Genomic DNA, 13,964 nt, shown 5'->3' with positions numbered 1-13,964 from the left:
ATCTTTCCGGAAAATCATTTGGTGGCCACCCCGCCCCAAAGGCGCGGGGACTGGTGCGGGCGAAGGGACTCGAACCCCCACATCTTGCGATACTGGAACCTAAATCCAGCGCGTCTACCAGTTCCGCCACGCCCGCATGGCCAAGTCATTGATATTGCCTTAGGCGGCCATCCCGGTTGGTTGCAAGTTTACCCCCATTCCCACACCGGTGGGGTGCAGGGTGGGGAGCGAATTTTCCGCAGAAATCTGCGAGTTTTCATTGGCTGCGCGGCGGTAATCCCCCACCCTCACCAATGCGTCCTCAAGGTTCTGGGGCTTTACATGTGCGTACCGAAGGGTTGTTTCGATGCGTTTGTGGCCCATCCATTCTTTGATGACAAAGACGTTCACGCCGGCATCAACCTGACGAGTAGCGCAGGTATGGCGGCACGCATGGAATACGAAGTCGTCATCGTTCTCCAGGCCCATGTGTACCCGCGCACGGTTCCACCACGATCGCAGACCGCGTCGCGTAGGCATCCGTCCTTGCGCAATAAGGCTCACAAGCTTGTCTCTGACCCGTTGAGTTAGGGGTACGGTCCTGGGAGTGTCCGTCTTGGTCTCCCAGAGATGCAAGCGAAGGCCGTTAATCTGTGCCAGCTCCGCGGTCAACATTTCGTCGCGCCGGCAGCCAGTCTCGATCGCGATGTCGATCAGGTCCCAGACTGCGGCAGCAGCGGCCGCATGGTCGGGGTCTTCGCGCTCGGTGTGGACCAGAAAGGCTTCAAGCTGCTTCTCTTCCTCGAACGTGATCCACCGAATACGGCCCTCGGCTTCGTCCTGCCAATCGAACGTTATCCCGTCATCGCCGGCTACAGGCAGCGTGCGGTATTTGCGGCTCTTCGACCACATAAGAAACGTCCGGAGGTGCGACAGGTATCGGTTGATCGTCCCGGCGGCCTTCTTCTCGGCTTTGAGAGCCTTCACGACTCTATCGATGCTGTGCGTGTCCACCGCGTCCAGGCGGGTCTTGCGGCAAAGCAGATTGGCGCACCACTCGATATGGGCCCAGCAGGTATCCTCGGTGGACTTGCCGTCCCAAAGGGTCCCCTTAGCCAGCGGGATCACCGAGTCGAACGTATGGACCGTGGGAGCCCCTGGGGCCTCTCCAGGGGCCGGCGTGGCCTCTCCGGCTGCCCAGGCGGCCTGGACTGCCATCTCGTCTCCCTCTGCCTCGGCATACGTGTCCCAGCGCTTCCTGTAGCGCTCGCCTCCCCGCTGCAGCTCGACCCGGAAGCGACCAGTCAGCTTGCCATTCTTCTTGTCGGGATAGATCGCCATGTCAGTCCTCCAGGATGCCCACGAGGTTGTCTCGGAGCAGCTTGCCCTTTGCGGTGAGCGTGTAGATGACGGTTCGGAGGTTGCTTGGGTCCTGCGTGCGCTGGAGCAGCCCGTAGCCATCCTCCCCGCTCCTGAGCTTGTCCGAGAGGTCCAACAGGTGACGACTCATCGTCCCTTTGCTTGCCCCGGCCAGTTCGGCCAACTCGCTCACACCCTTGCCCTCATTCTGAGCGACGAGGATAAACGTGTGGGCGATTTGCAGGGGGATCGTCTCCCCGATCGTACCTCGAAGTGTAGCCATCAAGCGATTGAGGCGTCGTAGCGCCTTCTGTTGGGTTTCATCGCGGGACATGTCTGTCTCCATACCGAGTGTGGAAAGTCTGCAATTAGGTAACGTCCGCAATAGCGGACAGTTCCCCGTTACCGAAATGTTCTAGAAATGCAAGTGTAACGAAAAAAGAACCCTCCGCGAGGGAGGGTCCGAAGTGTTTAGTGGAGCCTAAAGAGCGACCAAAGGTGGTCGCCGAGCATCGTTGCGACCGCGATTACGCCGCCGCCCACTGCGCCCAGGGTGGCGACTTTCGCCTTACCTGCGTCAATGTCGCTGCGATTCGCGGTGATTCGGTCGTCGAGGTCCGATACGGCGGCCTCAACCTTGTCCAAGCGCTTGTCGATGACCGTATGGGCATCGTGGTGGGCGTCTAGTTTGGTCTCAATCCGTGCCATGCGGTCGCGCAGGTCCAGGATGAGTCCGGTGTTGCTGTTGTTGGTGTCCATGAACCTAGGTCATTGTGAGTTGTCGGCGCCGCGGGGCCGCGGGAATGATAATCGGCGGGCCCTCCACGACGTACTGTGCCAATTTGCTGGCAATGACGCGCTTCTCGGTGCCCTCGACGATGTAGTGGCCCAGTTTGGAAACCACGGTGACGCCGGGGGCGCCTTCGACGAGGTACTCCCCGGCTTTCGCAACGTATGTGGTCACGCTGGGCTATTCCGTAGCAACGAGCCCGAACTCGCCGTTGACCCGCGAAATATCGGACCACGGGAGGCCGGTTCCTGGGTCCTTATCGAACATCGCGACGGAGCCTTGAAATCCTGCAGTGATCGGCATGTTTGTGGGGGCTAACTGATCCTCCCCGCCTACCGACAACAACACCTTGGCGTTGGTCGGAATGACATCGCCGTCGTTACGGATGCGGGCGGCCACGCCAACAGCTTTGATGACATTGCCGGCGCTGGTGGGAGTGAACACTGGTCCGGTGAAGGTCGCCACGTCCCCGACGTTTGATGCAGAGATGGCGTCGCTATCGTCCGTCGCGGCGTCGTCAACGTCCGCGTAGCTTCCAGACCATGTCATGCGGGTCCCGTTAGCGGTGGGGGCACGGCGTCGGACCGTGTGCCCGATTGTGTTGTATGACGCCAGGAGCACGCCGCTGTGGGCCGTGTTGCCGACGTATCCTTGCAGGATTCCTAGGCGCATCCTTGCCACGTTACCGATGGGCGAAGTGTCTAGGGCGCGTACATCAACAGCGAGGTTTTGGTTAAAGAACCACGCGAGCCTCCCGGCAGTGGGGTGGATGTAGATAAGAAAGTCGTATGTGCCTGAACCGCCGCCCATCGGTTCCCCAACGCCAACCCATGAGCCGGCGTTGAAATATTGGAGCTGATAGCCTCCGGCGACGCTGGCAAACCGTACCACCTCCACGCCGCTCTGATTGAACCAGGAGTAAAGCACCGGGGCGGCAGCAAATGCACCAGATACGGAGTGAGCGTGGCTCCAGAGCCTCGAAACTCCCTTCCTAATGCCGTCTGCGGGATCAGTAACGTATGCGTCTGCAAAGCCGCCGGGGCTCACATAGACAACGGAGGCGTCGTCCGTGCAGTTCGTCAGGGAGGGCACAAACGCGTCCAACGTGGACCCGGCGAAATAAGTGGGCATTACGGGAGTGTTCCAAAGAAAGTGAAGCGGACGCGGCCAATCGAGGCGTCCGGGATATCCGGGGCGGCAACCGAAACAACGTCGCCGACAGCTACCGCCACAGGGGCATGTCCCGCGGTGGCGAGCGTGACGAAACCGTCCGGAGCCGAAACCGTAATCGTCCCGATCTGGACGTCGTTCTTCAGGACCTTAGCGATCCAGTCGTCGTCCGGTGGGAGGTCACAGGAAACTCTTGACCCGACGAAGTCAGCCCCGAGCGTGTGGGCTTCGATCACGTCATGATCGAGGAGAATCTCGCCTGGTTGGATGCCGACGACGGCAAACGAGCCATAGCGGTACGCGCTATCCTTCCCGTCACGGCCGGATGGGCCGGTAAGGGACGAGATGAACTCCGCTTCGGTGCCGCTATGGCCCAGCGAGAGCCACACTTGGTAGGCGTCGAGGCCCTGTTCGCCGCGGGGGCCCAGGTCTCCCTGGTCGCCCTTGTCGCCTTGGTCGCCTTTGGGTCCGCGCAGGTCCTGCTGGCTCTGGCCGTAGAAGGAGGCGCTGGTGAAGTCGCCCATGGTCAATACTCTCCGATGTCTTTGGGGGCGCCAATCGCGAGCGGCACGTTCCACTTCTCGTCCCAGTTTTGGCCGTCGATCGCCGTCACCAAGGCCTGAGCCTTGCCGTCGAAGCGCTGGACGTACTGGTCCTCCATCTGGAAGTGATCAGCAGCGAGGGAGGCTGCGGTGTAGAGGACGGCGCTGAAGCACGCTTTGGTCCAGACGTTTTCATCGGTGTCGACCTGGAGCGGCGGGCTCTCAGCGTAATATTGGACGAATACGGTCGTTCCCGCGGCCGGCTTGGGCTTCACCAGCCAGCTCGCGCCGGTCTTCATGAAGACAAGGGGCCGGCCTGTGGTGGAGGCGCAGAAGAACGCGTCCTTGTCGACCAGCCGCAGGGTCCCGCCGTCCGTGAATATGTCGATCAGCTGCAGGTAGTTGGGCGGGATCGTGATGCTGTTGGCTGTGCCGTCCCAGCTCGAAGCTTCGAGAAGGGCCTCCATGGGGCCGATGCGGAGCTGACGCTCGATCTCGTCGACGGCGCGGTTGATGAAGTCTCCGGCAAGGTCGTCCGTCAGGTCTTTGCGGTTGATGAGGCTCTGAAGCGCTCGTTTGAGTTTGCCGAAGCTCATTGGATCAGAAATTCTTTGAGGTGGTCTGGAAGGCCGCCATGTCGTCAGCTCGGAGCTTGGCGAGGATGATGGCGCTGGCGTTGGGATCGCCGGAGTCGATCAGATGGAACAGGTCGAACCCCTCGCGATGCCACTTGCTGACTACCGCGACCGGGATACGGGCGAGATGGATTTTCTCGATCTCGTCGCCGCGCGTGAGCTGCGAGAAGGTCTGCTTGTCCTGGAGGTCACGCTTACTGGCGACCTTGTCCAAGAAGCTCTGCGGGATGTTCTGGGTCGACACGATCGTACCGGTCATCCGGAAATCATCGTCGACAGTATCGGGTACGAAGTCTTCATCTGCGGTGATGAAGCGAAACGGTGTGGTCATTCGGTGTTCGGTTAGAGGAAAGGGAAACCCCCGGCCCCGTTTAAGGGCCGAGGGTCTCAATCGGCGATTACTCGCTGATGCCGGTAACGAGCACCGACGCCTTGAAGTTGTCGTGCTGGAGACCGTACTCGCCGGCCAGCATGATCTTCGTGTTGTCGCCCGTCTTGGCGAGGGTCTCGCGGAACCAGCCGCGGCCCTTGAGGACGACGCTCTTCCAGTTCTCGGGGTTCCAGAGCAGGCCGAAATCGACCTTCATCTCGCGGTTCGTCTCGACGGTGAGCGTGCCGAGCGCCGTGGTGTACACGTCCACGACGTGCACGATCTCGGTGGCCGCCTTGTCGGTAACCTGGCGAGTGCGCGTGGCGTTGCCGGCGAACTCGGCGGTTTGCTCGGCAACATACGGAGCGACCATGAACCGACGAGCGCTGCCGCCCTCGTCATAGTTCTTCTTGATCGCGGTACGGAGCGTGGTCTCCTTCAGCGGAGCGCCAACAGCGTCGTTCGCGATGATGTTTCCGGCGTCGATCAGCTTGCTTACCGAAGCATGCCGGCGGGCGACCGTGTTGGAGCCGAGGACCGAAGCCTGGTCGACGCCCACGCACGCACGCTCGCGGTCGAGCTTCAGGGCCTTGCCCTTCTTGACGATCTGGCGGGCCAGCTCATCCTTGCGGCCATAGTGGTCGGTCGCCTGGACCGAGCCCGACAGTTTGATGGTGCGCGAGAAAATCTGCGTGGTGTTCGACCGCATCTCGGTGGTCGTGCAGTCCTCCTCGGTAGCGTCGAAGCCTTCGACCTGGGCGTTGTCCTGGCCGCCCTCCTGCTCGTCTTCCTGCCACTCGTAGGTCTTCTGCGAGACCGTGCGGCTGCTTAGCGAGCTGGTGAAGGGGGTTTCATGCTTGTTGAGCATGGAGATGACGTCGCTGACGTCTTCCTTGGCGCCGACCGAGTCGTAGGTCTTGAAAGTAGCCATGGGTGTTTTCTGGGTCTTCTATGTGGGTGTTGGGTTGGGGTGAGGACCGGGGCTTACGCCCAGCGGCCCATCAGAACGGCCATCGCGTCCGCGTCGCTGCCGGTCTTGCTCAGGCGAGCCACGGCTTTCTTCACGGTTGCCGCCTTAGCCGGCGCTTCGTCGCGCGAGCCGGGCTTGATGACCTTGGTGGGGGCAGCGGTGACCTTCTTGGCCGCTGCCTGCTGGCCGCGGTCGTGGAGCATCGCCTTGTGGAGGAGCTTGATGACGTTGGCGTCGACGATGTTGGCCACGTCAGCCTCGTCGAGCCCCTGGCTCGCTCCATACTTGATGATGTCGCCATAGAGCTGGTCACCCCAGCCGGGCATGTCCTTCGCGAGGACAGCGCTGGCCTCTTCGGCCCGGCGGATCGTATCGGCCTGCTTGCGCTGCTGCATGACCTGCTCGAAGCCCTGGGCCTGCTCCATCAACTTGCGGTGGCGGCCCTCGGCCCGCGCGGCATTCTTGCGGTGCCAGGCGAACTCTTCGGGGTCCATTTCGTTCTGGAGGGTAAGCCAGTCGACATCCGCATACGGCTGGAGGTCTTCCATCGAAGCTTCTATCGCCGCTTGGAGAGCCGCAGCAGCTCGGCCGCCGACGAGATCGGCTTCCTGGCTCTTGCGGGTCAGCGAGGCCTCTTGGCCGGCGAGACGCTTGAGGCTCGCGACGGTGAACTCTTGGGTCTCGCCGTTGACAGTCACCTTGACGACTTGGTCATCGGCAGCCTCAGCGGCCCCGCCGGACTTGTCGTCCTCTTCGTCTTCGGCTTCCTCGTCGTCCTGGCTGTCTTCAGCGGCATCCTGGTCGTCATCGTCGGACTCGTTATCGGAGTCTTCGGCGCCGTCTTCATCCTCGCCCTCGTCCTGGTCGTCGACGGTAGCGTCTTCGTCCGGGTCGGCGTCTTCGGGGGCGGGCTTCCCGACACCCTTCGCAGCTGGGCCTTTACGGGCCGGCTCGAAGCTGTCGATGAGGGCCGCAACCGCGGCGTCCTCGGTCATGCTGGTGTTGCTGTCGTCCGTGGGGATAGACAAGTTGGTAGGTACTTTCAGTAGTCGGCCGGCTCGACGGGGTTATCCTGGTCGAGATGCACGGTCTGGGTTTCGGCCTGAGCGAGGATGGACTCCCCGCGGGCCTGGAGGTCCACCAGCCGCTGCGTGACGGCGGATAGGCCCCTCGAAAGGTTGTAGGCGTCCTCCCTCTCCTGCTTGGCGGACGGGTCGGACTGTAGGATCGCGTCGGCGCATTCGCGGCGGACGGCTTCGATCGCGCGGAGGAATGCAGGGTCGTCGAGGAGGACACGCGCGGCGTCCCCCTCTTCAACGATTTCCTGCTCCTCGGCGCTGAGTAGCACTTCGGACATGGTCTCCTTAGCCGTTCGGGCTGATGATGGCCGAAGCCTTCTCGTTGGCCGGCGGCGCGACTTGGGTCTGGTGGATTGCCAGCTCCAGCTCGGCCTGGGCGATGTCGATGCGGTTTGCCGTCTCGTGGTCCTTCCGGTCCGCGTCGCGGCCCTTCAGGTCGATGTCCGCGGCCTGGAACTGCTGCTTCAGGCGGGCCTCGAAGGTATCCATGGAGACCTTGTGCTGGGCGTTCTGCTCCTTAAGCGCGGTCTCCCTTTCCAGGACCTCGGTCTCCTTAGTGATCTTTGCCACCTCGGCTTGCATCTTCGGATCGGGCGCGGGCGGCTGAAGGGTCTTCGGATCGACCAGGAAGTCCTGGACGTTCTTGTGGCCTTTCACGAGAAGCACCTTGCGCAGCACGTTGTACTGCTGCTGCTCGCCATAGAGGCGGCTGCGTTGCTCGATCATGTACTTGTCGAAGGACAGCAGCTCCTGGGCCTGCTGATCGCGCTCGTCGTACCCCAGGGTCATGTCGACCGTGACGTCCGTACGGCTCCGCCATTTTTGCGGCGTGATCTCGACGAAGTTGCCGGCAATCGACAGGATGCGGTCCCGGTCGTGCTCGATCCCGATCGCATAGATTTTCAGGAACAACGGCGCGAGGAACTGGACGGCGTAATGCCGCGCCATGACCTTGCTCCGGACCTGGCTGTTGCTGGTCAGCTGCTCGACGAGGCCAGCGCTGTTCTGGTGGGACAAAGCCTTCTTGTCGAGGCCTTGGGAAAGCCGCGAGATGCCGGTGGTGTCCTCGCGCGTCTGGTCGACCATGCCGATCGTCTGGAGGACGAATGGGTTGATCGGCGTCGACGGAAGCGGGGCCACCGAAGTGCCGACGTCACGAACGTTGACGATGCCGCCGCGGCGGTTGTCGATCAGTTCGCGGGGGTTAGCGACGCCGCCTCGGGCAACCTGCCATCTGGGATTGGTCGCCTCCACTGCCTGCTCGATGATCGCGCGGGTCAGAGTGGTCTTCGTGTTCGCGTGCTGGATCGTGCGGGATGCGAAGTTGCCGCCGTAGAAGCTGTGTGGCTCGGGCAGCATCGAATATGTGACGAAGGGATGGTCCGAGACCTTCTGCTTGTCGAGCAGGGTGGTCCCGACGTGAACGACTTTCCAGAGCTGCTGGCGGCCGGTGCCCTCCGCGTCGATGCGGATATAGCTCTCGTGGACAGTGACCAGGCGGCCGGCTTCGTCCTCGGAGTCGTTATCCAGGCCCGTTACGACCGTGTCATCGTCGCGGAGCAGCCGCTCTTCGTCGAGCGCGAGGTCATCTTCGTCGCCGGTGATCCCGTACACGATGTCGGGGTCGTATCCGTTCTCTACCAGCTCGCCGAGCGTCATGCGGGAGCGATGCGCCTTATACCGGTCGGGGAACCGGCTATCGACGAGGAACTCTTCCGGAGGGATGACGTCGATGACGATCTGGCTGGAGTCCTCGCAACGATCGAACTCGCCGGACACCGTGACGGCGCTGGTTGCGGGGTCGACTGTCGCCTTAGGCTTGGAGGTCAATCGGACCTGCGGGTCCTGGATTAGCTGGTTGGCATCCTCAGGGCTTGCACCGTCGAAGGTGTAGCCCGTGCATGTCTCACGCTTGTCCCAGTAGACCTTCGCGATGCCGAGGCGATTGATGGCGGAGTCGTGGATGACCCCGTTGTGAATCTCCAGGCCCTTGTTGAGCCGGAAGAACACGTAGTCACAATAAGCAGTGGCCTGCTCGGCCAGGGCGACGTCGTCAGCGTTTTGGGGCGCGAACGACACGATGTTGTTGCCGGCGCTATACGCCTCGGTCAGCTGGGCCTTGATCGCTTCGACGCTCTCGTAGACGTCCTGGCTGACGAACTTGCTGCCACCCTCGCGGAGCGGAAAGGGCTTCTTGCCCTGGTAGTACATCGTGACCTCGCGGCGCTCGGCCTTGAGGTTGCTGTCGACGAAGGAGGAGCTACGTTCCGCCCTCGCGACGCACGCGCCCACCAGGTCCTCATCGGAGAGGACGCGGGGCTTCAGTTTCATGGGGTTCCTAAATCATCTCGAAATAGAGGTCATCGGTGGACGCGATCGGCGTCCAGCAGCCTTCATGGATGTGGTTGGCGATGGCGAGCGCCATGACGGTGTCGTCGTGGCAGCCCACCTCGGCCTCGATTTTGCCGCTCTTGGGATCGGCGACGAAAGTGGTCATCTCGTCGATCGTCGTGGGATCGTTGAGGAGAATGGTCTCGTCGCGGACGTCCTTGCGCAGCTCGTCGATGATGAGCGGGCGGGTCTTCACGTCGGTGTAGAAGCCCAGCTCTTCCCTCATCTCTTCGGTCTGCTTGTCGTAGACTTCACGGGTGTAGAGATTCGGATAGGTCTTCAGCTCCCCGCCGATCAGCACGCCCGTTTTGTAGAGCAGCGTATTGGGCAGGATGCCGTGGTTGTTGAACTCGATGCCCATGCGGGCTTCGTTGAAGAGGTGCCCGAGGTGGTAGAGGATGACAGCCAGGTAGTCGGGCTCGACCTTTCCCCGCCAAACAGCGACCTGCCGCTTGTGCCTGTCGAGGACCTGCGCAACCGACCAGTCCCCTTCCGACCCCTCCTGTTCTCCGCCGGTCCCCTTCGAGACGTCCGCGCCGATGGTGTATTCCATCGTCGGCTCGATCTCGCGGAACAGCAGGAGCCGTCCTCGTGGGTTGGGCAGAATGGCATGCTCGATCGGGTCATAGTCCATCCGGTGCTTAATCTCGGGCAGCTGCTCGGCACGGGCCGCCAGCTTAGCGAGGTTGAAGACCGGGGCGCCTGAGGTCAGGAAGGCGTCCTCCGGGAACGTCGGGTATTCCTGCTTAAACAGATCGGGGCCGTCCAATGCGATTTTCTGCCTCCTAAAGACGAGCTGGGCATCGTCCAGGTCCTCGCCGTATTTCGCGGCGACCTTGGCGCAGTATTCGATCTCGTCGAGCGTGCGCTCGAAGCCGTCAGGGACCTGCCCGCGGTACTTTTCGTCCTCAAACCAGGGGGCGAAGTACGCCAGGAAGCCGGAGGTGCCGTCTTCGGCTGCCTTCCAGGCCTCGTAGAACGGCCCGGACATGCCGCGAGCGGTGCTCTCGACGAACACGAAAGTGTCGTCCTCTTCAGGGACCGCCTGCAACAGGCCGTTCATGATCGTCTTGGCTTTCAGCTTAGGCCACAGGCCCACCTCCGAAAGGTGGGCGGCCTGCAGCGTCTCGCCGCGGCCGATGGTGTCCGCGCCGGCCGTCGCGACCATGTAGCCGCTATCGAGCCGGGAGAACTTCAGCTCCTTGGCGTTCGCCCGTTCCGTTGCGGGCCGCAAGAAGTCGGGGACGCTCAGATGATAGCGCTTCGTCATGTCGAAGAGTGCGCGGGTGGCGTCCCCGTGGTGGGTAACGACGATGCCCTTGGTCGCACGGTGCTGGCTGAGCCACCAATATAGGAAGCCGCCCACCAGCGTCGAGAAGCCGAGCTGGCGTGCCTTCAGGATAACGACCCGGATGCGGCCGGTTTCCTGCCATTGCTGGATGATGGCATCGAGCAGCCGGCGCTGTGCCCGGTTGAGCTTGAATGGGACGACCTTGGCGTCCTTGGTGCGGATTTTGAGCGCCTTGCGGCTGTAGAACTCGAAGTCCTCCAACAGGCGCTTTCGGGTGGCCTTACGGCGGGCCTCGACCTCGTCGGTCTTAGGCTCCGTCATCCTCTGCCATCTCGTCTAGGAAGTCTTCGGCGGTCCGGACGGTCGCCTCGATCTTCTGGGCCGGCTTGGCCTTAGTGAAGTCGAGGACCAGGCGGCCGAGAGCGGCCACATCCTTGGCGCTCGTCGACTCGCGGAGCGTCTTTACGGCCTTCTCCAGGGCCTCGACGGCCCGTGGGTCGTCGGGGAGCTGACCAGCTGCCTTCATCTTCGCGATGATCCTTTTTGCGTCTCGGGCAGCCTCGGCCTGAACCGCAGCCCACTGGCTATCTGTCAGGCCCCTGGGCTTGCCGGGGGTGTTGGTGTTCGGGTGGTTGCCCTTGCGGGCGGCGACGAGCTTGGCGCTGTAGGCCTTGCGCTCGTCTGGGGTCATTTTGGCCCAAGGTCCCCGCGCGGCCTTCTTGGGCGGCGCCGGGGGCGGCGGGATCGGGGAGCTGATTTGCTCGACCACGAACGCCTCGATTGACTTGGGCTTGTTCTTCACACCCGGCGGGCGGCCGCGGGGGCGACCGGTCGGCTTCGTGGGCATGTTCTATCCTTGGGAAGTCACCGGGAGCGGATAAATCCACCCCCGGCGCTTCGGTTAGTTGCTCAGGGGCCGTCGACGTAATCGACGCCCTGCGGCGGGTCGTATTGGCTGTCGTCCAGCGGCGGCGCGGCGTTGTCCATGCCGGCGGCCTGCAGAGCGGCCACCTTGGCGGGGCCGATACCGGCACGGTTAAGAAGGCGCCGGAAGTTGTCGTCCTTCTCGGCGCGATCGGTAATCGCCTGCATCAGGCCGCGCACGTCCGTGGGGTTCGTGGCGGTCATGATCTCGGCAATCCGGTCCTGGACGTCACGCTTGAACCGCAGGGTGCCGCGAGAGCCGCCATGGAACAGGACGTCAGTGATCGTGCCAAGTACATCGCCGGTGGCGAGCTTGCGGCCGATCTTGAGCGCGGCGCCCGAGCTGTCGCCCGACATCGCCTCATCCATGGCCTGACGGCCGGCAGTCTTGGAGTTGCCGTAGGTCTCGGCAAACGTCTTGTATGCGTGGTCCTCGCTCTCCAGCCGATCGTCGAGACGATTGATCACACCAGGGCGGCCGGACATCGTCTCGATCGCCTGTAGCTTCTGCGTATCGCCCAGCGCTGGGTCCCCAGCCCCGGAAAGGCCTAGGCGGCTGCGAATGCGCTGCGGCACGTTCGCCGTGGGCTTCAGGCCCGCATTGATTGCGTCGTCAGCCAGCGACGAACGGGCTCCAGCCATCCATGCCTCTTGGGCATGAGGAGGCATCGTGCGCAGCTGCTCGGATATTTCCGGACCGCCGAGCTTGCCAATGTCCTGGCCGCGATTCATCGCGTCCCGGATGGCCATTTCGTCCGCGTAGTTGCCCTTTGCGGTGGCGTATGCCGGGTTCGTGCGCTTCAGATAGCCGTCGAGATTCTGCATGACATCGTTGATGCCGCCGCTCTCGTTGTCGAGGATCGGCCGGCCGGTGAGGTCGCTGCGTTTGATACCCTTGTTCAACGTCCGCACGACCTGGTCGAACGCCTCGAACGACGGCGCCCGGTCGAGCACGAAAGTGCCCTCGGGGGTAACAGCGTGCGGTGCGTTCGGCGGCAGCCTTACGTCCGTCCCATGCGGGATGAAGCGGAAGCCGAGGGCCTCCGGGGAGCCGCCGCGGTTGAGGATGTTATTGTAGGCCTGCGGGAGCGCCTGCCGGAAAGCCGGGCGACTCATCAACGACGATAGTTCGTCGGTGATCACCACTGGGGACCCTTGCGCGTAGGCGGCTTGGTAATCAGGTCCAGCTGCCGCACGTGCCCGCTCGGTGATCGCTTGCGTTTCGGCAATCGGATCTACTGCGGGACCTAGCTCGCCCGTGATCGCTGCACGGACACGAGACCCGCTCTGCGCCTGGCGCTGAGCCAGAGTATTGCGGGCGCGAGTGGCCATGGGACCATTCCCGCTAAGTGCCCATGCGGTGACGCGTCGGCCCTTATCGGTGACGTCTGCAGCCATGGCTGGGACGCCATGGGACTGCCTGCGTGCCACTTCGGCCGCGATGGCATCCGGGGTTGCTGAAACGTCGCCGGCGCCCATGCCGGTGCTGATGTTGCTGCCGGGCAGCTGGTCGCCGAGAATGCGCTCGGCCTGGGCATTGGCCGAAGCGTTGCCGGGAGTCCGACCGCGTCCAGACAACATACGGGGGATGTCGCCAACGAACGTTGCAGCCTCGTCGACTCCAGGGACGTTGCGCCGGATGGCGCCGCCGATGGCGCCTAAGCCGCGAACCGCAGGAGCCGCGACGCCCCCGATGGTGCCGCCGAACATGGCGCCGTTTTCTGCGTTGGCCAGGCGACCGTCACGGGTAGGGTTCATGAACCCCGACAAGGCACCGTAGCCAGCTCCGGTGATGACGCCGTTGCCCGCAGCCTTGAGCATGCCGCCGCCCTTGAGGACTTTAGCTTCAGGGAGCAGGAAGCCACCCACGACGCCCGTTCCATAGGCCGTGTTTGCCAGCGCAGGGTTGTCCTGCTCCAGGCGGCCACGGTCGAGGTCAGATTGGCCAGACTCGTGCTCATAGGCACCCATCGGGTCCCATTCGCGACGTCCGAGAAGAGCTGCGATGGTGTTACCCGTCGCGCCGCCTACGCCCGCCATGGTTCGGCCGAAGCCGGGCAGGATACCGTCGAGAGTCTCCTGGGCCGTGGCGCTGGTGTTCTCGAGCCCGGTATTCGGGCGATCCTTCTTGGGCTTGGGCGGGGCCGCTGGGAGGTTGTAGCGGATGCCGCCGGAGACCTCGGCACCCTTCTTCGACTTGGCGCGGTAAAAGGCGTCGACGTCAGCAGGATTGAGGTTGAACCCCCGGTCCGACGTGAACTTTAGCAGGTCTGCAGGTTTCGTTTTGGGGTCCCGCGCCATGGCCACATAGGCGGCCTCGTCGTCAGGAGACATACGCTGGGGCTTGGTGCCGCCAGCTGCGGCCTGGACCTGGCCGATGATGTCGGCCTCAGTCGCTCCTTCAGGCGCCTCTACAAGGTAGGTGGCGCCATCAGGCCCGGTGACCTCGTATTTCTGAGGCATT

15 protein-coding genes and 1 tRNA gene are annotated in these 13,964 nt (G+C 63.0%); all 16 read right to left on the bottom strand.

Annotated features, from left to right (window positions below; translation table 11 throughout):
- Nucleotides 1-51 precede the first annotated feature (51 nt).
- A tRNA-Leu gene (locus tag SAS01S_RS00860) sits at nt 52-136 on the bottom strand.
- A gap of 23 nt (nt 137-159) precedes the next feature.
- A complete protein-coding gene (locus tag SAS01S_RS00855; RefSeq protein ID WP_066803394.1) occupies nt 160-1,320 on the bottom strand; it encodes a tyrosine-type recombinase/integrase in 1,161 nt (386 codons plus the stop codon).
- A 1-nt stretch (nt 1,321) separates the two neighbouring features.
- Complete coding sequence (locus SAS01S_RS22335; protein ID WP_157082611.1) at nt 1,322-1,672, bottom strand: MarR family winged helix-turn-helix transcriptional regulator; 351 nt, start codon at nt 1,670-1,672, stop codon at nt 1,322-1,324.
- Between the two features lie 137 nt (nt 1,673-1,809).
- Nucleotides 1,810-2,097 carry a hypothetical protein gene (locus SAS01S_RS00845; RefSeq protein ID WP_066803388.1) on the bottom strand — a complete coding sequence of 96 codons (288 nt, stop codon included), beginning with the start codon at nt 2,095-2,097 and terminating at the stop codon, nt 1,810-1,812.
- Nucleotides 2,098-2,101: 4 nt separating this feature from the next.
- On the bottom strand, nt 2,102-2,302 hold the full coding sequence (locus SAS01S_RS00840) for a hypothetical protein (RefSeq protein WP_066803385.1): 201 nt from the start codon (nt 2,300-2,302) through the stop codon (nt 2,102-2,104).
- A gap of 6 nt (nt 2,303-2,308) precedes the next feature.
- Complete coding sequence (locus tag SAS01S_RS00835) at nt 2,309-3,259, bottom strand: hypothetical protein (RefSeq protein WP_066803382.1); 951 nt, start codon at nt 3,257-3,259, stop codon at nt 2,309-2,311.
- The gene (locus SAS01S_RS00830) at nt 3,259-3,822 is read right to left on the bottom strand and encodes a hypothetical protein (protein WP_066803379.1); all 564 of its coding nucleotides are present in this window, start codon (nt 3,820-3,822) and stop codon (nt 3,259-3,261) included. The genes SAS01S_RS00835 and SAS01S_RS00830 overlap by 1 nt, the downstream gene beginning before the upstream one ends.
- Nucleotides 3,823-3,824: 2 nt before the next feature.
- On the bottom strand, nt 3,825-4,436 hold the full coding sequence (locus SAS01S_RS00825; protein ID WP_066803376.1) for a phage adaptor protein: 612 nt from the start codon (nt 4,434-4,436) through the stop codon (nt 3,825-3,827).
- Between the two features lie 4 nt (nt 4,437-4,440).
- Nucleotides 4,441-4,806, bottom strand: coding sequence for a general transcription factor IIH subunit 2 family protein (locus SAS01S_RS00820; protein ID WP_066803373.1), 366 nt, complete (start codon nt 4,804-4,806; stop codon nt 4,441-4,443).
- A 67-nt stretch (nt 4,807-4,873) separates the two neighbouring features.
- Nucleotides 4,874-5,776 (bottom strand): SU10 major capsid protein, encoded by a 903-nt coding sequence (locus SAS01S_RS00815; RefSeq protein ID WP_066803370.1) that lies wholly within the window; start codon nt 5,774-5,776, stop codon nt 4,874-4,876.
- Between the two features lie 53 nt (nt 5,777-5,829).
- Nucleotides 5,830-6,810, bottom strand: a complete 981-nt coding sequence (locus SAS01S_RS00810; protein ID WP_066803367.1) for a hypothetical protein — start codon at nt 6,808-6,810, stop codon at nt 5,830-5,832.
- A 47-nt stretch (nt 6,811-6,857) separates the two neighbouring features.
- Nucleotides 6,858-7,172 carry a hypothetical protein gene (locus SAS01S_RS00805; protein WP_066803364.1) on the bottom strand — a complete coding sequence of 105 codons (315 nt, stop codon included), beginning with the start codon at nt 7,170-7,172 and terminating at the stop codon, nt 6,858-6,860.
- Nucleotides 7,173-7,179: 7 nt separating this feature from the next.
- Nucleotides 7,180-9,225 carry a portal protein gene (locus SAS01S_RS00800; RefSeq protein ID WP_066803361.1) on the bottom strand — a complete coding sequence of 682 codons (2,046 nt, stop codon included), beginning with the start codon at nt 9,223-9,225 and terminating at the stop codon, nt 7,180-7,182.
- 7 nt (nt 9,226-9,232) lie between these two features.
- Nucleotides 9,233-10,897, bottom strand: coding sequence for a terminase large subunit (locus tag SAS01S_RS00795; protein WP_066803358.1), 1,665 nt, complete (start codon nt 10,895-10,897; stop codon nt 9,233-9,235).
- Nucleotides 10,884-11,423 (bottom strand): hypothetical protein, encoded by a 540-nt coding sequence (locus tag SAS01S_RS00790; RefSeq protein ID WP_066803356.1) that lies wholly within the window; start codon nt 11,421-11,423, stop codon nt 10,884-10,886. The genes SAS01S_RS00795 and SAS01S_RS00790 overlap by 14 nt, the downstream gene beginning before the upstream one ends.
- Nucleotides 11,424-11,485: 62 nt before the next feature.
- Nucleotides 11,486-13,963 (bottom strand): hypothetical protein, encoded by a 2,478-nt coding sequence (locus SAS01S_RS00785; protein WP_066803353.1) that lies wholly within the window; start codon nt 13,961-13,963, stop codon nt 11,486-11,488.
- Between the last annotated feature and the right edge of the window lies 1 nt (nt 13,964).

Origin of the sequence: Sphingomonas asaccharolytica NBRC 15499 (assembly GCF_001598355.1) — a bacterium.
Lineage (GTDB): Bacteria > Pseudomonadota > Alphaproteobacteria > Sphingomonadales > Sphingomonadaceae > Sphingomonas > Sphingomonas asaccharolytica.
This window is presented reverse-complemented; position numbering and strand designations above follow the sequence as displayed.